Genomic DNA, 18,065 nt, shown 5'->3' on the forward strand with positions numbered 1-18,065 from the left:
TATATTTTTCATTAATCCATCCATCAAGAGCATTCATGCATCTAGCTTATTTCATTAATCAATATCCGAAAGTGAGCCATAGTTTCATACGGAGAGAGATTCTTGCCCTTGAAAAACAGGGACACCAGGTAACGCGTATCGCGCTCCGAGGCTGGGATGCTGAGCTGGTAGATGAAGAGGATGTTTCCGAGCGCGATAAAACGCAGTTCATCCTCAACCGTGGTTTGCTGCCGATGATGAAAACCATGGCAGGTCTTTTTCTGGAAAACCCAGTCAGATTTTTGAAGACGACCATGCTGGCTTTACGTCTTGGCCTACGCGCTGATCGGTCATGGCCATATCACCTGATCTATTTGATGGAAGCATGCCAAGTGGTGGCCATTACGCGTGCAAAAAACGTCGCGCACGTGCATGCCCATTTTGGGACCAATTCTGCTGAAGTCGTCATGCTGTCTTATTTGCTGGGGGGGCCGGCGTACAGTTTTACCGTGCATGGTCCTGAAGAGTTCGACAAGACTACCTTCATTCACTTACGCGACAAAATCCGGCATTCCCGCTTTGTTGCCGCAATCAGTTCTTACACCCGGAGTCAGCTATACCGCTGGGCAGATTTTGAAGACTGGGGAAAAATTCATGTTGTTCATTGCGGACTTGAAGAAAGCTTTTATTCAGTACCTGCGGTTGCATTGCCCCAGCGCTCAAGGTTGGTTTGCGTTGGCCGCATATGCGAGCAAAAGGGCCAGCTACTGCTAATACAGGCGACGTATCTGGTCAAGGAGATGGGGCTGGATTTTGAGCTGGTGCTGGCAGGGGATGGCGAGATGCGTGCTATTGTCGAACAGCAGATTGCAAAATTAGGCTTGCAAGAACAAGTAAAAATTACTGGCTGGATTAGCGGTGATCAAGTACGAGAAGAGATCCTTAATGCCAGTGCGTTGGTGCTTCCGAGTTTTGCTGAAGGCCTTCCGGTCGTCATCATGGAGGCTCTGGCGCTTAAGCGGCCGGTTCTTACCACTTATGTAGCCGGCATTCCCGAGCTGGTGGTACATCATGAAAATGGCTGGCTGTTCCCTGCTGGCGACGTATATGCACTGCGCGATGCCATTGTCGACTTTTTAAACACTCCTGTAGATAAACTGAATGCCATGGGCGAAGCAGGTTTCACTCGCGTAATACAGCGCCATGCCATCGATGCTGAGGTTCAAAAATTGGATAAGCTGTTTCAACAGGGATGAGTGAGGCGAGTCTCTCGCCTGGCTGGAGAAGCATATCCAAGATGATTCTTGAGTCAATGGTCATTGTGTCACCATGTTAGTTTCATTGATGGAGTCGCACGTCCACCTAGGTATCGCTACGCAGTCATCATCGTTCGCAGATATTGTTAATTGTCTGATCGGCTGAGCCATCTAATAGTTGATGGCACACTCACACTATCTCGCATTTGCCAGATTCGGGCCTGTATTGACAGGTGAAAATTAATCTTCGAGGAATATGTTATGTGGATTGTTTCCGCAGTTTTCCTGCTAGTTCTTTTGCTGTTATCTATCCCTGTGTTGGTATTTCTTATTCAGGTTGTCGCTTCCTTTTTTTTACATGAATCGCGGCAGGGGCATTCAGGAAAGGCGCTTTCCATTGCGGTTCTTGTGCCAGCACACAATGAAGGAGAAAATCTTCTTCCTACCTTGCATAGTCTCCAGCAACAGCTCAAACCACAAGACCAACTGATCGTCATTGCCGACAATTGCAGTGATGACACTGCGCAACAGGCCCAAGCTGCAGGGGCGCATGTGCTCGTGCGTCAAAATGAAACATTACGTGGTAAAGGTTATGCCCTAGATCATGGTGTTCGCTATCTTGAATCACACACAAGGCCAGAAGTCGTCATTGTCGTAGATGCGGATTGTTTGCTTAAGCCTCGTGCACTCGAAGTACTGGCTCAACAAGCATTTGAAACACAAAAGCCTGTGCAGGCTTTATACCGCATGTACTCGCCCCAAGGTGCTGGTTTGAAGACGCGCATTGCTGAGTTTGCCTGGGAAGTTAAAAACTATGCACGCGCCTCAGGCTATCTGGTGCTGGGTTTGCCTTGTCAACTAATGGGGACTGGCATGGCCTTTCCCTGGGCATTGATACAGCAGGCTAATCTTGCCAGTGGGCATATCGTGGAAGATTTAAAGCTGGGATTGGAGCTTGCGTCCGTTGGTAAGGCGCCATTATTTTGTCCTGAAGCGGAAGTGACCAGTGTTTTTCCTCTGAATAATGAGGGTCTCAAAACACAGCGCACTCGCTGGGAGCATGGGCATCTTGGCATGATAGTAAAAGAGGCACCCGCCATGATTTTTCGAGGCCTAGTGACCCTTAATCCTGGCTTGCTGGCGCTGTCCCTGGATATGGCGGTTCCGCCACTGGCTTTATTAACCCTGCTGGTAACTGCGATGGCGAGCTTGTCCATCATCGTGCTTATTTTCAGCACCGGACTCATGCCTTGGGTGTTGGGGCCAGTTTTATTCGTGCTGCTTGGGATTGGCGTTTTTCTTGCTTGGCTTAAGTATGGGCGACATATTTTGTCATTATCCAATCTGGCATATGCACCACTTTATGCTCTGGCAAAAATACCGTTGTATGTAAAATTCCTGATCAAACGTCAGGTGAACTGGGTCAGGTCCAAACGTGATTGATAATAAGGAATACATGCGTGCAGGGTAATCGCTTTCAAGCCTTGGATGGATGGCGGGGAATGAGTATTCTTATCGTCCTTGCATGCCATTTGTTACCTTTGGGGCCACACGCATGGCTATTGAACTTTGCTGCCGGCTTATTAGGTATGTCACTTTTTTTTACCTTGTCGGGGTTCCTGGTTACCAACATCCTAATTAAAAATCAGGATGTTGTTGGTTTCCTTATACGGAGGTTATTCCGCATATTGCCGCTTGCGTGGTTGTATATGGCAGTTTCGCTGTTGATTTATTCGGCCGACATGCAAACCTGGCTGGCTCACTTTCTGTTTTATGCCAACTATCCACCCAAGCCATTTATCCCTCACATAACAGAGCATATGTGGAGCCTTTGCGTGGAGATTCATTTTTATCTTGGCGTGGCATTGTTGGTGGCGCTACTCAAGAAAAAAGGGTTATTGTTAATTCCGATACTCTGCGTTTTGATCACCTTGCTACGTCTTAGCCAAGGCATGTATTCCTCTGTAATTACCCATTTTCGCGTAGATGAAATTTTGACTGGGGCCACCCTTGCATTGGTGCTCGGAGGTCATCTGGGAAATAAAGTCAGAGACCTGATGACACGCACCAATTTTTGGCTGATCGCCATTCTATTGCTGATTTCATGCCATCCTTCCGGAGGGCCTCTGAATTACCTCAGGCCTTATTTTGCTGCGCTGCTTGTGGGCATTTCTCTGACCAATCCTGACAAGCTTTACACCCGCTTTTTGTACCATCGGTGGCTTTTTTACGTGGCTAGTATTTCTTATGCCCTGTATGTTGTTCACCCCCTGTTGGCTGATACATGGCTGGGCACCGGTGACACATTGTTAGAAAAGTACATGAAGCGCCCTTTGCTGTTTGCAGCGATTTTTCTGGTGGCGCATATTTCGACCAAATACTATGAAGGCCCGGCCATGCGCTTAGGCAAATCACTTAGTGAACGGTGGGGGAAAAAATCCAAGCCAGTGGCAGATCAGGTGTCTCAAAATGGAGACAAGATCAATATTTCTTAAGTAAATGATTGCAAACAGATGAGCTTGAGATTGAGGATTGGGTAATACGTGAGTAATGCAGATAAAACGGTAGAAATTGCAAACTATCCGGTTTTGGAGACAAACCCGGAGCGGCTGTCAGCACAAATATATGCACGAATAGCTGCTGGACATCAAACATTGCTGTTTTATTCCAATACCAACTTTATTGTGCAATGTGATCATCTAAGGCAACGCCTTGATAATCAGGATGTCATTATTGTGAACGATGGTATCGGTATGGATATTGCTAAGTGGCTTCTGACCGGAAAACGTTTTTCATGCAACCTGAATGGGACAGATTTCACGCCATATCTGCTTAGCCATGCTAGCAAGCCCATGCGGGTATTTTTGCTTGGTGCCAAACCAGAAGTTGTAGAAAAAGCGGCCATGCATGTCAGCCAGAACCTGAACCAACTGGTTACCGGATATGCGGATGGATATGCAAGCATGCGCGATGAGCAAAGCCTGATTGCCCGGATAAAGGCAGCTGCGCCAGATTTGCTGCTGGTTGCGATGGGTAATCCCAAACAAGAGGAATGGATACTGCAACATGCTCACCAACTTGATATCCCCGTTATTTCAGGTGTGGGTGCATTGTTTGATTTCTGGTCTGGGACCAAAGCGCGTGCGCCACTATGGGTGCAAAAAATACGCATGGAATGGTTTTACAGGCTATGCCTTGAGCCTAAAAGGCTAATCAAACGATATTCGGTGGATATAGTGAAATTCTTCTATATATTGCGTGTGAATCGCAAAACAAGGAAGTAGTAATCGAATGTCTACTCCTTGATGAGTGCGTTAAATACAATAGTATTGTAAGAGAATTGAATCATCATAAAAATTAATTGCGAGACGCATATGACCATAGTTCCAATTATTCTGTCAGGGGGATCCGGCACCAGATTATGGCCCCTCTCCAGACAGGCGTTGCCGAAACAGTTATTGCCACTGACCTCTGGCTATTCGATGTTGCAGGAAACCTTGCTGCGTCTCGGGGGCGTAAAGTCGATAGGAGCGCCTATTGTTGTATGTGGAAATGATCACCGTTTTCTGGTGGCGGAGCAGCTGCTCGAGATAGGTAGCAAACCAAGAGCCATTATTTTGGAGCCTGCCGGACGCAACACCGCACCAGCTATTGCGGTTGCCGCAAGTTGTCTGCAAGAGGATGCGGCAGATGATCTCATGATGTTGGTCTTGCCTGCGGATCATGTTATCCAAGATCATGCAGCATTTGCTGCAGCAATTGACATTGCTGCTGAGGCCGCGCAGCAAGGCCGCCTGGTAACATTTGGCATTAAACCAACTATTCCTGAAACCGGTTACGGCTATATTAAGGGCGGCGCAGCGCTTGCCAGTTGCCCCGGCAGTTTTGAGCTTTCCCGCTTTGTTGAAAAACCCAATCTTGAAACAGCCAGGGAGTATCTTGCTTCGGGGGATTACTACTGGAACAGCGGCATGTTCCTGTTCAGTCCCAAGCAATACATGGAAGAGCTCACCCAATTTGCTCCGGAGATCGCCAGCAAGGCCAGCGAGGCACTGGAGCAGAGCTACACTGATCTCGACTTTGTGCGCTTGCATGAAGCCAGTTTCAAGGAATGCCCATCGCAATCGGTCGACTATGCGGTGATGGAGCACACGCGCAACGCCGCCGTAGTGCCTGTAGATATTGGTTGGAGTGATGTTGGCTCCTGGACGGCACTCGCCGATGTGCTGGACAAAGATGATGCGGGCAACGTCACGGTCGGGGATGTTTACCTCAATGGCGTCAAAAACTCCATGGTGCGCAGTGAAGGCCGCATGGTCGCTGCGCTGGGTGTAGAAAATCTCATCATCGTGGAAACCAGCGATGCCGTCCTCGTTGCACATAAGGACGCTGCGCAGGATGTGAAAAAGATTGTCGATTACCTGAAAGAGCAAGGGCGCAAGGAGCACGAGTACCATTCGCGCGTATACCGCCCTTGGGGTTGGTATGAAGGTATTGATGCGGCTGAGCGTTTTCAGGTCAAGCGCATTATGGTCAAGCCCGGCGAAAAGCTCTCGTTGCAAATGCACCACCATCGGGCAGAGCACTGGGTGGTGGTCAGCGGTACTGCTATTGTGACCAAGAATGGTGAAGCCGAAATGTTATGTGAAAACCAGTCTACTTATATTCCGATCGGCACTACGCACAGACTAGAAAATCCCGGCAAGCTGCCTTTGCACCTGATCGAAGTGCAATCGGGTGGTTACCTTGGTGAGGATGACATTGTGCGTTTTGAAGATACATATGGCCGCAAATAAGAATTTTAAAAGAACGGGAAGAAAGGGTAGGCGATGAAAGTTTTGGTGGTAGGTGGTGCCGGGTATATCGGTTCGCACATGGTGAAAATGCTGCTGAGTGAAGGCCATGATGTCATCACGTTTGACAATCTGTCGTCTGGCTATCGTGATGCAGTGGTGGGCGGCACGTTTGTAGAGGCGGACTTGGCTGACAAGGCGGCGCTGGATGAGGTGTTTGTGAAACACACGCCCGATGCCGTCATGCATTTTGCCTCCTATATTCAGGTTGGCGAGTCGGTGCGGCACCCGGACAAGTATTACCTCAATAACTTTACCAACACCATGAATCTGCTGGATGCGATGGTGAAGCATGAGGTGAATTACTTTATTTTCTCATCCACTGCGGCTGTCTTCGGCGAGCCGGAATATGTGCCGATCGACGAAGCGCATGCCAAAAACCCGCTGAATCCCTATGGCCGTTCCAAGCTGATGGTGGAGCAGGCGTTGGGCGATTATGAGCGCGCCTATGGCATCAAGTCGGTTTGCTTGCGCTACTTCAATGCGGCAGGGGCTGATCCTGAAGGCCAGCTCGGTGAGCGTCACGAGCCTGAGACGCATCTGATTCCGCTGGTATTACAGGCAATCTCCGGCCGTCGTGACAACATTACGGTATTTGGTCGCGATTACGATACGCCAGACGGTACCTGCATCCGCGATTACATTCATATTGTCGACTTGTGCAGCGCGCACTCGCTAGCTTTGCGCAAATTGATGGAAACCAACATCAGCCGCCGTTATAACCTGGGTAATGGTGCTGGCTTCTCTGTGCAGGAAGTGATTGCCGCGGCGCAAAAAGTGACGGGCAAGCCGATCAAGGTGGCTGAAGGCGAGCGCCGTGAGGGTGATCCGGCCAGACTGGTGGCGGATGCCTCACTTGCGCGCAGTGAGCTGGGGTGGAAACCGGTGTATGCCGATCTGGACACCATCATCCAGCATGCCTGGCAGTGGGAGTCCAAAACAGTTGGCAAGCCTGTTTGATTGGTCCTTAAGGGCTATTTAATATTTCGGTCATTGGTGTACATTACATTAATGATTTTTATCACGATGATCGCAACCCCTTTTCAGCGATCATCCAACCTGTTGGGAGATTAAACTCAAATGCGTCAAAAAAATGTCACTAAGGCAGTCTTCCCGGTCGCGGGCCTGGGTACGCGTTTTCTGCCGGCTACAAAAGCCAATCCCAAGGAAATGTTGCCTGTCGTCGACAAGCCATTGATTCAATACGCGGTTGAAGAAGCGGTTGCTGCTGGCATCACCGACCTTATTTTCATTACCGGCCGTAACAAGCGCTCCATCTCTGACCACTTCGATATGGCCTATGAGCTTGAAAACGAGCTGGAACGCAATGGCAAGAAGCAATTGCTGTCTGTGGTGCAGAATATTGTTCCCAAGAATGTGAACTGCATCTACATCCGCCAAAACCAGGCGCTGGGCCTGGGCCATGCGGTCAAGCTGGCAAAGCCTGTGGTGAATGATGATCCATTTGCCGTGATTCTGGCGGATGACTTGATTGATGCCAAAGTGCCTGTGGTCAAACAAATGGTAGATGCCTACCAGTATTACCGTTGCTCACTGCTCGGCGTGCAGGAAGTGCCGCGCGATCAAACCAAGAGCTACGGGATTGTGGCAACACACCCGATGAGCAATGGCATTGAGCAAGTGGCTGGTATCGTGGAAAAGCCTAAGCCAGAAGAAGCGCCTTCCAATCTGGGTGTGGTCGGCCGTTATATCCTGACGCCCCGTATTTTCCATCATCTGGAAAACCTGCAAGCCGGTTCCGGTGGCGAGCTGCAATTGACCGATGCGATTGCCAGCTTGCTGAGCGAAGAACAGATTCTGGCATACCGCTTTGAAGGTACGCGTTACGATTGCGGCTCCAAGTCCGGCTTCCTGGAAGCGACCGTGCGTCTGGGTCTGAAGCATCCTGAGTGCGGCAAGGATCTGCGTGCCTTGCTGGAAGCCATCGCCGCTGAAGGCCTGGTTGGCAAGAAGAAGTAATGAGATAGCTTACCGCTGCGACGTCATGCGGTAACTTTTCAAGGTCGAGGGCGCCAATGTGGTGCCCTCGATGTATTTTCGGGGCTGGTTTTGTGGCTGTTTTTTGATGGATTTGCCGCTGAGCTTTTCATATTGCGCCATTACCTTGGGCACATAAGCCTGGGTTTCTGCATAAGGCGGAATCTCGTTACCGTATTTTTCCACCGCACCTTCACCCGCGTTGTAGGCCGCAATCGCCAGGTCCAGCCGGCCGGGATATTTCTTCTGCAGCAGGCTGAAATAACGCGTGCCAGCCTTGAGATTGGCGCTGACCGAGCTTGCACTATTCGTCACACCAAACCGATTACCAGTTTCGGGCAGGACCTGCATTAAGCCGGTGGCGCCCTTGTTGGAGATGGCATCCTGCCGATAGCCTGACTCTATTGAGATCAGGGCATGCACCAGGCAAGGGTCCAGCCCGGAACTGCGGGCGGCGGAGAGGATGGATTTGGCATGGGGCTTGGCGGAGAGCGTTTGACGCTGTTGGGCGAGCGCATCGGCAGAGGGCTGCAATTGATAGGGCGTCGTTACGCCGCAGGGGATGGACTCAGTTGACGCACCATCGCCTGCCCATGCCACAGGCAGGGCAGAGATAAAAAAGGCGGAAACCGCCATGTTTAATCTGCAAATAAATGGCATACGATTTAAAATATTGCCAGTTCAGAGAGCATGCTTTGCATGTTAACAAGAAAATGCGGCTTTAACAGCGCACTAACTCCGCTACGGAATCACTGCTCAACCCATGACCACCACTGCTGTCGATACGCCAAGCCCATCTGCTGAAAATCATACGCCCATGATGCGCCAATATCTGGGGATCAAGGCGCAATATCCTGACATGCTGCTGTTTTATCGCATGGGCGATTTTTATGAGCTGTTCCATGATGATGCCGAGAAAGCTGCCAGGCTGCTGGGCATTACTCTCACCAAGCGTGGTGCTTCCAATGGCGAGCCCATACGCATGGCCGGTGTGCCTTATCATGCCGCTGAGCAATACCTGGCCAAGCTGGCCAAACTGGGCGAGGCGGTGGCGATTTGCGAGCAGATCGGTGACCCGGCCAAGAGCAAAGGTCCGGTAGAGCGGCAAGTCACGCGCATCCTGACGCCAGGCACCCTCACCGATAGTGCCTTGCTGGATGACACTCGCGATAATCTGCTGGTCGCCGTATCGGCCGGGGAGGGGATTGTCGGTCTCGCCCGCATTAACCTGGCTGCCGGGCAACTTGTGCTCACTGAAGTTGCCCCAGGTCTTTTGGCGCAGGAACTGGAGCGTATTGCTCCTGCTGAATTGCTGCTGGCTGATGGATACCAGCACCCCAGCATTGAAGCGCTGAAATGCCCGAAAAAACGCCTGGCGCCATGGCAATTTGATCTCGACTCCGCCACGCAGTTGCTCACGCAACAATTCAATACGCATGACCTCGCTGGCTTTGGCTGTGCCGACCTGACCCAGGCCATCTCGGCCGCAGGCGCCTTGCTGGATTACGTGCGGCACACACAGCGGAGTAGTTTGCCGCATATCAATGCCTTGTCGGTGGAGCAGAGCGGCGAATATATTCAGTTTGATGCTGCGAGTCGTCGCAATCTTGAGATAGACCAAACCCTGCGTGGCGAACCCGCGCCCACCCTGTATTCGCTGCTGAACACCTGCCGCACCGCCATGGGCGCACGCTTGCTACGGCACTGGCTGCATCACCCCCTGCGGGATCATGCGGCGATACAGGCACGTCTGGAGGCCGTTGCTGCGCTATTGCAAGGCGATGCTCTGCAAGCCCCCCGGCGCCTGCTTAACAACATTGGCGATATCGAACGTATTACCGCGCGCGTGGCCTTGAAAAGCGCGCGTCCACGCGATCTTTCCGGCCTGCGCGATAGCCTGCAGCAATTACCGGAACTTCAGCAGTCTCTGTCCGGCTTGCCATCCGCACTATTGCAGCAGGCGATGGCCTTGCTGCAGCCGCCCGCCGAGGTGACATCCTTGCTTGCTGCAGCTATACGCCCCGAGCCCTCATCCGTGCTGCGTGAGGGCGGGGTGATTGCCGATGGCTATGATGCAGAGCTGGATGAACTGCGTGGCATACAAACCAATTGTGGTGAATTCCTGCTCAAATTTGAGGCAGAAGAACGCGCCCGCACCGGCTTGACCAACCTCAAGGTGGAATACAACAGCGTTCATGGCTTTTACATTGAAATCAGCCGCGCGCAGGCCGAGCATGCCCCTGCCGAATACCGCCGCCGGCAGACCCTTAAAAACGCCGAGCGTTTTATTACGCCCGAGCTCAAGACCTTTGAAGACAAAGTGCTCTCCGCCAATGAGCGTGCGCTGGCGCGCGAAAAAGCGTTGTATGACGCTTTGCTTGATGCGCTGGCGCCCTATATTCAAGCCCTGCAAGCCAATGCCCACGCCGTGGCCCAGCTGGATGTTATCGCCACCTTTGCCGAGCGCGCTCAGGCTCTGAACTATGTGCAACCCGAATTTACCGCTGAAGCGGGTATTCAGATCACCGCTGGCCGTCACCCGGTGGTGGAGCAACTGGCGCAACCCTTTATCGCCAACGATGTGCAGCTAACGCCATATCGGCAGTTGCTGTTGATCACCGGCCCCAATATGGGCGGTAAATCGACCTATATGCGGCAGACTGCGCTGATTGTGCTGCTGGCGCATTGCGGTTGCTTTGTCCCCGCCAAGGCCGCGCGTATCGGGCAAGTGGATCGCATCTTTACCCGCATAGGCGCTTCGGATGACCTGGCCGGTGGTCGCTCGACCTTCATGGTGGAAATGACCGAAACCGCCAACATCCTGCATAACGCCACCGAGCACAGCCTGGTCTTGCTGGATGAAATCGGGCGAGGCACCTCGACGTTCGACGGCCTCTCGCTGGCCTGGGCCGTCGCCCGCCAACTGCTGGAGCGCAATCGCAGCTACACTTTGTTTGCTACTCATTACTTTGAGCTGACGCGGCTCGTGGAGGATTTCAAGCAAGCCGCCAATGTGCATCTGGATGCGGTAGAACATGGCAATGGCATCGTTTTCCTGCACGCCGTGCAAGAAGGTCCAGCCAGCCAGAGTTACGGTCTGCAAGTCGCCCAACTGGCGGGTATTCCACGCTCCGTAGTCAATGCAGCCAAACGCAAACTGGTGCAACTTGAGAAGCAGAATATACAGGCAGGCCCGCAAAGCGATATGTTCAGCCAGCAAGCTGCCGCCGAGCCTCAAGTGGAAGTATCGCCCGCACTGGCTGAACTGGAGCGCCTTGACCCTGATGATCTGACGCCCAAGCAGGCGCTGGAGGCGCTGTATCGCCTGCGAGCTATGCTCTAACCGGGGTGTGCTTACCTCATGGTCACATTACGCCACATGATGCATCGTATCTGTTTAATTAACGATAGCCGTCATAGGAAATCTGTTAAGTAATAATGCTTTAATCCCTTATTCATGCCCCTATTTCACTACCTCTAAATATGATCAATAAATTCCGTACTGATATTAATTTTTTACGTGCATTCAGTGTGTTGATGGTGATTTTTTACCACTTCAAAATGCCGCTTTCTCAGGGAGGATTTATTGGGGTCGATGTGTTTTTTGTGATCTCTGGATTCTTGATGACACAGATCATTGTTACGGGAAAAGAAAGTAACACTTTTAATTACTCCCAGTTTTTAATGTCGCGCGTTAAACGTATATGGCCGGCAATGGGAGTGATGTTGCTGACTCTTTTAATAGCCGGCGCTGTAATTTTGCCTCCATGGGATGCAATGATTCTTGCTAAACAGGTCCTCTATGCGGTGTTGTTTATCTCAAACCATTATTACCTTGGCTCTTCAGGATATTTTGCAGGAGACGATGATACTCGATGGTTACTCCATACCTGGTCACTGTCGGTCGAGTGGCAGTTTTATATGATTTACCCCTTCATTATCGGCTTAATTTATACGGGTTTATCCAGAAGAAATTTAACAAAAGCCATTAGCATTCAACGCGGAATGTTTACATCACTAGTTGTTCTATTTCTGGTCTCATTTGTATTTTGCATTGTCTATTCCCAGAAAAGCCCATCTACTGCTTTTTTTGCATTGCCATTGCGCGCCTGGGAAATGATCGCAGGCGGGCTTGCATTTATCGGTTTTCGACATGTTGAATTTTCAAAGCGACAACGTAGTTTTCTTGGATTGTTGGGAATCGCCATCATCATCCTTTCATTTTTTGCGGTCAGGCAATTCAAACTTGAGCAATTCTGGCCCAGTTTCTATGCGTTTTTTCCCGTGTTTGGGGCATTCGTGCTGTTGATCGCAAAAGATAGAGATAATGTGCTGTTTAATAACCCAATCTTGCAAAAAATAGGCTTATGGTCATATTCGATTTATTTATGGCATTGGCCCTTAGTGATTGCCTTTACAATCACCTTGGTATTAGAAAAATATACTGGTCTTGCAAAAATTTCCGGTGTTCTTATATCGATACTTTTAGGTTTTTTATCGTTTAATTATGTTGAGAAATACTTTAGTAAGAAGAACCCCGTCAGTCAGATATCTATAGTAAAGAAGTCTCTGGCCCTTATCATTGTTCCTGGCATCATGGCGTTTGGCTTAAGCCTCACTAACGGTCTCGATATCAGGGTAAGAGATAACGCCGATTTTTACGCACAACTGCAGAGTAAATCTGAATCACTCAAACTGCCAAAGCCCTGCGGAAATGATCGAAAGCCTGCTAATCAATTAACAGCGTGTACCATTGATAAAAGTACAAACAAAAAAGCACTCGTGATTGGGGACTCCCACGCTCAGCATTTGTATCCATGGTTTCTAAAGAAAGCTCCGTACACGACAGATTTCTTTATCTCCCTTGGTTGCCCTACCGTGCCAGGGTTCAATAGAACTGTTCCGGGATTTTTCTGCGATCAATATTCTACTGCGGCATGGAGTAAAGCGCTCTCCGGCAAATATGATGTCGTATTTGTATCAGCGAATTGGGCAGGGATTTCAAAGAACACGACAGGAATGTGTTTGGTCCAGGGCGATCGTTGCTTGGCCACCATCGGTCTTCCTGCCGACGAGTCGCCTATCGCGGTACTGCGAGCAGAGCTTGAAAAGGCGGCTGAACGAAATATTCATATTGTCATGATAGGTGGTACGCCAAGTTTTCCGCACTCGGTGCCACAATATATCTACCGCAAAATGTATTGGAACACTAACGCCAATGTGCTGATCGACAAACAACATTTTCAGGAGGAAATAGCCGAGTTCTCATCTCTTTTTGATGAGTATGCACAAAAGTATCCCGGTATTATTTCATCTGAATCATTACTTGAGAACTTGTGTGCGGATAACACATGCAAGATTTACGATGAAGAACTCAAGATGCAGGTATTTCATGATAAGGATCATTTTTACCCCAAATGGATTATCCAGCGTGGGGATGTCCTAAGCCGTTATTTTTAAGGCTTCAATATCTCCAGCACTCGCTCAGCGGGCCTGCACAAGCGAGTGCCATGAGGCGTAACGACAATAGGCCGGTTAATCAGCACAGGGTGGCTAACCATAGCGGCGATTAAATCCTCATCTGATAATGAGAGGTCACTCAGATTCAATTCCTGATAGATTTCTTCATTAGTACGCAACAAGTCCCTTGCTTCCATACGGCTGTCTTTTAGCCATTGCTCGATGGTTGTACTGTCTGGTGGTGTATTCAGGTACTCAATTACATTGGGCGAAATACCTGCATTTTGAATCAACGCCAGGGTTTCTCGCGACTTACTGCATTTAGGATTGTGGTAAATAATGACGTTGATCAAAGAAATTCTCCAAATTTACAAAAGAGCGTGCTTGCCTATTCACTCTGAGTTTTTATGGTGGAAATTAAGACTAATTTAATTAGGGCTTTTTTTTCTGGATTCAATGATTTTATTTACAAGTTCAGCTGAATCGTCTCTGAACTTTCTTGCGAAAAATATCTCTCCTCCACCGTAAATTGAATTATCAGAAAATTTTGGATCAGTAGTTAAAAATGGAAGATGTTTTTCTGATATAAACTCCGGGCTTGCTTTTCCTGCACTCCAGTCAGCGTATGTGAAATTCCTTTCAATTTTTTCTTTAAATCTTGAGTTACCCAAAATGGTGTGAAAGAAAGTTTCGTCTGAGCAGCCAGTGTGCTGAAAAAACTTAACAAACCCCGGGTTTCTTTTACAGTAATCAAGCACATATTGGCAGGCATCCATCGTCAGAGCCCACCAATTGGAGCCAGCATAAGGGATTAAACCTTGAAGGTGTTTTGTGTGATCGCGGTGTAAGGGAAATATTCTTAAGGTATATAACAGTCTATGAATTACTCTGATCACGAGATTACGTTTGGGGCGCAATCTGTACTCATCGAGCCTGGCTGTTGATTTGTCTGCACCAGGAGTGTTCATGGCTACAAATTCAATAAACTCCTTGTCAGGGTTGGCAGCAAAATGAGATTCAATATACTCTCTTGATCTCACAGGGTAGTCTGCTCCGCTAAGTAATACCAATCGATCAACCCTAGTAGGAGATTGCAACGCGTCTCTGATCAGGCTCAAAGTGGCTTCCACTTGGGAAAAGTCACCCCAAAATACATCAGTGCGATGTGAAGTAAATTGGATGTGCGGATGTGCGATGTCTGAATATTTGTTCATATCAGATTTGGCATCAAGGTGTATAAAGAAATATGCATCATCGCTTGCAAGAGCCTCTATCAGCCTTTTTAGATGGTGAGGCGTATTATGAGCCAAAATAAGATAGGCAATTTTCATGGCGTGCATCCTGAACTTCTTTATTGATTAGAATTAAATGGCTTTATTTATCCTACGCGTTACATTTTTGCATGGCGGTCGCTATTTTTGTGATAAATCAGGGATTTTTTAGCGCAAATACATTCAAGGCGCCTCCGCCTGGCGCGGCATTGTATTTCGCGAGGTCGCGGAATGCGCCTGCCGTGCCAGCGCCGTCTGAATCCTGGGTAAGCCCTTGATTCAATGCAATGCCTGCCCAGCCGCCGATGCCTGAATACACACCGATGTATTGCTTGCCATGATGGGCGTAGGTCATGGCATTGCCCACCACGCCCGAGCCCACCTGAAACTGCCATAGCAACTTCCCATTGCGCGCATCCAGGGCTTTGAACCAACGATCCAGCGTGCCGTAAAACACCAGATTCCCTGCCGTTGCCAGCGCTCCGCCCCATACGGGATAAGGTTCGCGGTTATACCATTTGGGCTGACCTTTCAGTCCATCCCACGCCATGAAGCCCCCCATGACACCATCCGGTCCGGGGAACATGGTCAGGCTGGCGCCAGCCCAGGGTTGCCCGGCGACGTACTTCGCTTCGACGGCTTCATACCGCATGCAAAGGTGATTAAGCGGGACATAAAACAGGCCGCTTTTCGGAGAATAAGCCGCAGGCTGCTCGTCTTTCGCCCCGAGGGCTGCGGGGCAAATGTTGGCAGTCTCCTGATCTTCATGCGTGGAGTAGCGCGGATCTTTTTGCGGCACGCCCGTAGCGAGGTCTACATGCGTTGCCCAATTAACAAAGGGATGCATTTTGGCAGCAACGAGCAAGGTGCCATCACGTCTATCCAGTGTGTAGGCAAAGCCATTGCGATCAAAATGCGTCGCCAGTTTTTGCTTGCCGTGATCCCATAAAATGACCTCATTTACGCTGTCATAATCCCATTCGTCATGCGGGGTGAGCTGATAGCCCCATTTCGCCATGCCAGTATCCAGATCGCGGGCGAACAGCGTCATTGCCCATTTGTTATCGCCGGGCCGCACATCGGGATTCCATACCGAGGGGTTGCCGGTACCGTAGTACACCAGATTGAGTGCCGGATCATACGAAAACCATCCCCAGACTGGCCCACCGCCATGCTCCCAACCATTGCCTGCGGCTTGTGGCTTCAGCCAGGTGCGTACGCCAAGATTTTTTTCCTGGTATGCCAGCCGATCTTTGCTTAAGGCCTTGAAGGCGCCGCCTTCCTTGTTGCCGCCATTCACATCCTCGTAAACGGAGAGGGCACTGTAATGCGGATTAGCCTGATTGAAATCGGGGCCTATGCGAACATCCTCATCCGGCCCCATGCTGTAGGCTTTCCAGACCTCACGCCCATCCTTGATGGCGTAGGCCGCCAGAAAGCAGCGCACACCAAATTCACCACCGCTACAGCCCGTCAGTACTTTATCTTTGAATACATAAGGGGCGTTGGTGTTGGTGGCTCCAGTTTTGGGATCATTGACCTGCTTTTCCCATACCTTTTGTCCGCTATGACTATCCAGTGCGACCAGCATGCCATTGTTCTGCTGCAAAAAAATCTTGTTGTCGCCATAAGCCAGGCCACGACTGACATTGTCGCAGCATAGGATGCCCTGTATATCGTCCGACTGCTTGGGAAAATAAGACCAGAGGATTTTCTGCTGATGGTTCAAGTCCAGTGCATAGACGTTATTGGGGAATGCCGTGTGCACATACAGAATATTGCCGATGACCAAAGGTGCCCCTTCATGCCCGCGCGTGATGCCGGTGGAGAAGGTCCAGGCCAGGTTCAACTGAGAAACATTGGCGTTCGTCAACTGAGAAAGATGGCTATACCCCTGGTTATAGCTATCACCTCGAGGTGATGGCCACCAGCGGGCATATTGTCTCTTATCAACAGCATTTGCAGAAGAAATGCCGCATGCAAGCACGATAATGAGAGCTGACCATTGATATTTCATTGGAAGTTAAAACGTACGGAGTTAAAAAACGATGACATCATATGCTGATAATATGTACTTGAAGGGTTTTAGCATTTTTACTACTTTGTCAATAGACCGTCTTAACCATACTGGTTTGGCATTAACTGGTGTAATTTGGGAATAATAATTGCTTGAATCATCAACATCAAAGCGCAGCTTAATAGTTTCTCATACCATGAATGTTCAAATGTCTCAAAATATAGCCGAAAGAAGAGTGGCATTTTATCCAGAAAACGATAAAACAAATGCCTATATCTCGAGAATGAAAGGTTTAATCTCAAAATATGCAAAGATTGAAGCAATGCCCAGTCTTAAGCTAGCGCTTATAAAAGCATTTCAAGGAAATTTTTCTGTTTATGATACGGTTTGGTTTAATTTCATCGAAAATGATTTTATTAAATCAAATGGAAAATTGGCTGTATTTAAGACTGCCAAAATATTTATCAAGACATTCCTCATTAGTAAGTTGGCGCGCAGATCAGTCTTTGTTCGTCATAACCATTATCCACATGCAACAGCTTCAGAGCACGCAGAGCTCTTGAAAAGAATCATTGACGTGTATGAAAGACTTTTTGATTGCATCATCACGCATTCAGGTGCGGAGGCGGAAGGAGCAAAAATATATTGTCCGCATCCATTATATGAAATAAGACCTATAACAAAAACTCCTGTTTTGGACTACGCATTACCTCAAAATTATTTTGTGGTATTCGGACGAATTGTTCGATACAAGAAAATAGAAGAGCTCATTAAGCATTTCCCCGATAATCAATGCCTTTTGATAATCGGCTCTGTTGGAGATGAGTTGTATGCGAGGGAACTGGAGGGCGAATTAGATTTAAAGTCTAATGTTATATTTAAACCAGGTTTTATTGATGACGACATCGCTCAATATCTTATTGAGGGATCAAAGGGGCTCGTTCTATCTCATTCAGATGATGACATGGTGGTAAGTGGCAGTTTTTTTTATGCGCTTAGTATTCATAAAAAGGTCTTTGCGGTGAGTACAAAATTTCTTGAGTGGGTTCAGCCAGTTGTCGGTGAAGATATGCTTCATGTCGAGCCAGACTTACCTTCTCTTTGTACCATTATCAGTTCTATGAATTATTCTAGAGATTTCGTCAAAGATGATTCTAATATAATTGAAAATTTTGGGGATGCACGGGTTTGTAAGTCTATTGTTATGGCATTAGGTATCAACGACATTTGA

The 18,065-nt window shown here is 48.9% G+C and carries 14 protein-coding genes; 10 read left to right on the forward strand and 4 right to left on the reverse strand.

The features are described 5' to 3' along the window. The first annotated feature begins 35 nt into the window (after window positions 1–35). The 7 genes from ACWWD9_RS05140 (at window position 36) to galU (ending at window position 8,068) form a co-directional block, all read left to right on the forward strand. Window positions 36–1,235 (forward strand): glycosyltransferase family 4 protein, encoded by a 1,200-nt coding sequence (locus ACWWD9_RS05140; protein ID WP_013442607.1) that lies wholly within the window; start codon window positions 36–38, stop codon window positions 1,233–1,235. 261 nt (window positions 1,236–1,496) lie between these two features. Next, the gene (locus tag ACWWD9_RS05145; RefSeq protein ID WP_455867927.1) at window positions 1,497–2,678 is read left to right on the forward strand and encodes a glycosyltransferase family 2 protein; all 1,182 of its coding nucleotides are present in this window, start codon (window positions 1,497–1,499) and stop codon (window positions 2,676–2,678) included. A gap of 17 nt (window positions 2,679–2,695) precedes the next feature. Next, complete coding sequence (locus ACWWD9_RS05150; RefSeq protein ID WP_255348594.1) at window positions 2,696–3,730, forward strand: acyltransferase family protein; 1,035 nt, start codon at window positions 2,696–2,698, stop codon at window positions 3,728–3,730. A 48-nt stretch (window positions 3,731–3,778) separates the two neighbouring features. Next, window positions 3,779–4,519, forward strand: coding sequence for a WecB/TagA/CpsF family glycosyltransferase (locus ACWWD9_RS05155; protein ID WP_455867928.1), 741 nt, complete (start codon window positions 3,779–3,781; stop codon window positions 4,517–4,519). A 90-nt stretch (window positions 4,520–4,609) separates the two neighbouring features. Then, window positions 4,610–6,031: a mannose-1-phosphate guanylyltransferase/mannose-6-phosphate isomerase gene (locus ACWWD9_RS05160; RefSeq protein ID WP_455867929.1), complete on the forward strand. Its 1,422-nt coding sequence runs from the start codon at window positions 4,610–4,612 to the stop codon at window positions 6,029–6,031. Between the two features lie 33 nt (window positions 6,032–6,064). After that, window positions 6,065–7,048: a UDP-glucose 4-epimerase GalE gene (galE, locus tag ACWWD9_RS05165; protein ID WP_455867930.1), complete on the forward strand. Its 984-nt coding sequence runs from the start codon at window positions 6,065–6,067 to the stop codon at window positions 7,046–7,048. A gap of 120 nt (window positions 7,049–7,168) precedes the next feature. After that, window positions 7,169–8,068, forward strand: coding sequence for a UTP--glucose-1-phosphate uridylyltransferase GalU (gene galU / locus ACWWD9_RS05170; protein ID WP_013442599.1), 900 nt, complete (start codon window positions 7,169–7,171; stop codon window positions 8,066–8,068). Between the two features lie 9 nt (window positions 8,069–8,077). Here the strand turns inward: galU and ACWWD9_RS05175 are convergent, their stop codons facing one another. Further along, window positions 8,078–8,722 carry a lytic transglycosylase domain-containing protein gene (locus ACWWD9_RS05175; RefSeq protein WP_455867931.1) on the reverse strand — a complete coding sequence of 215 codons (645 nt, stop codon included), beginning with the start codon at window positions 8,720–8,722 and terminating at the stop codon, window positions 8,078–8,080. A 127-nt stretch (window positions 8,723–8,849) separates the two neighbouring features. Here ACWWD9_RS05175 and mutS point away from each other — a divergent pair, with 127 nt between their 5' ends. Both mutS and ACWWD9_RS05185 read left to right on the forward strand, forming a co-directional pair. Beyond that, a complete protein-coding gene (gene mutS / locus ACWWD9_RS05180) occupies window positions 8,850–11,429 on the forward strand; it encodes a DNA mismatch repair protein MutS (RefSeq protein ID WP_455867932.1) in 2,580 nt (859 codons plus the stop codon). Between the two features lie 140 nt (window positions 11,430–11,569). Next, complete coding sequence (locus ACWWD9_RS05185; protein ID WP_455867933.1) at window positions 11,570–13,546, forward strand: acyltransferase family protein; 1,977 nt, start codon at window positions 11,570–11,572, stop codon at window positions 13,544–13,546. Here the strand turns inward: ACWWD9_RS05185 and arsC are convergent. The 3 genes from arsC to ACWWD9_RS05200 all read right to left on the reverse strand — a co-directional run bounded on the left by arsC (window position 13,543) and on the right by ACWWD9_RS05200 (window position 16,834). Further along, window positions 13,543–13,899, reverse strand: a complete 357-nt coding sequence (gene arsC / locus ACWWD9_RS05190; RefSeq protein WP_455867934.1) for an arsenate reductase (glutaredoxin) — start codon at window positions 13,897–13,899, stop codon at window positions 13,543–13,545. The genes ACWWD9_RS05185 and arsC overlap by 4 nt on opposite strands. A gap of 75 nt (window positions 13,900–13,974) precedes the next feature. Next, the gene (locus ACWWD9_RS05195) at window positions 13,975–14,877 is read right to left on the reverse strand and encodes a beta-1,6-N-acetylglucosaminyltransferase (protein WP_455867935.1); all 903 of its coding nucleotides are present in this window, start codon (window positions 14,875–14,877) and stop codon (window positions 13,975–13,977) included. 97 nt (window positions 14,878–14,974) lie between these two features. After that, a complete protein-coding gene (locus ACWWD9_RS05200) occupies window positions 14,975–16,834 on the reverse strand; it encodes a methanol/ethanol family PQQ-dependent dehydrogenase (protein ID WP_455867936.1) in 1,860 nt (619 codons plus the stop codon). Window positions 16,835–17,042: 208 nt separating this feature from the next. Here ACWWD9_RS05200 and ACWWD9_RS05205 point away from each other — a divergent pair, with 208 nt between their 5' ends. After that, a complete protein-coding gene (locus tag ACWWD9_RS05205; protein ID WP_455867937.1) occupies window positions 17,043–18,065 on the forward strand; it encodes a hypothetical protein in 1,023 nt (340 codons plus the stop codon).

This window comes from Methylovorus sp. SPW-M1 (assembly GCF_053848825.1).

Excerpts from the sequence above, each read along its gene's own strand:
- ACWWD9_RS05175 (WP_455867931.1), bottom strand. The coding sequence starts at position 8,722 with ATGGCGGTTTCCGCCTTTTTTATCTCTGCCCTGCCTGTGGCATGGGCA.
- galU (WP_013442599.1), top strand. The coding sequence starts at position 7,169 with ATGCGTCAAAAAAATGTCACTAAGGCAGTCTTCCCGGTCGCGGGCCTG.
- ACWWD9_RS05200 (WP_455867936.1), bottom strand. The coding sequence starts at position 16,834 with ATGAAATATCAATGGTCAGCTCTCATTATCGTGCTTGCATGCGGCATT.
- galE (WP_455867930.1), top strand. The coding sequence starts at position 6,065 with ATGAAAGTTTTGGTGGTAGGTGGTGCCGGGTATATCGGTTCGCACATG.
- ACWWD9_RS05160 (WP_455867929.1), top strand. The coding sequence starts at position 4,610 with ATGACCATAGTTCCAATTATTCTGTCAGGGGGATCCGGCACCAGATTA.
- ACWWD9_RS05205 (WP_455867937.1), top strand. The coding sequence starts at position 17,043 with ATGTCTCAAAATATAGCCGAAAGAAGAGTGGCATTTTATCCAGAAAAC.
- ACWWD9_RS05195 (WP_455867935.1), bottom strand. The coding sequence starts at position 14,877 with ATGAAAATTGCCTATCTTATTTTGGCTCATAATACGCCTCACCATCTA.
- ACWWD9_RS05140 (WP_013442607.1), top strand. The coding sequence starts at position 36 with ATGCATCTAGCTTATTTCATTAATCAATATCCGAAAGTGAGCCATAGT.
- ACWWD9_RS05145 (WP_455867927.1), top strand. The coding sequence starts at position 1,497 with ATGTGGATTGTTTCCGCAGTTTTCCTGCTAGTTCTTTTGCTGTTATCT.
- mutS (WP_455867932.1), top strand. The coding sequence starts at position 8,850 with ATGACCACCACTGCTGTCGATACGCCAAGCCCATCTGCTGAAAATCAT.
- ACWWD9_RS05185 (WP_455867933.1), top strand. The coding sequence starts at position 11,570 with ATGATCAATAAATTCCGTACTGATATTAATTTTTTACGTGCATTCAGT.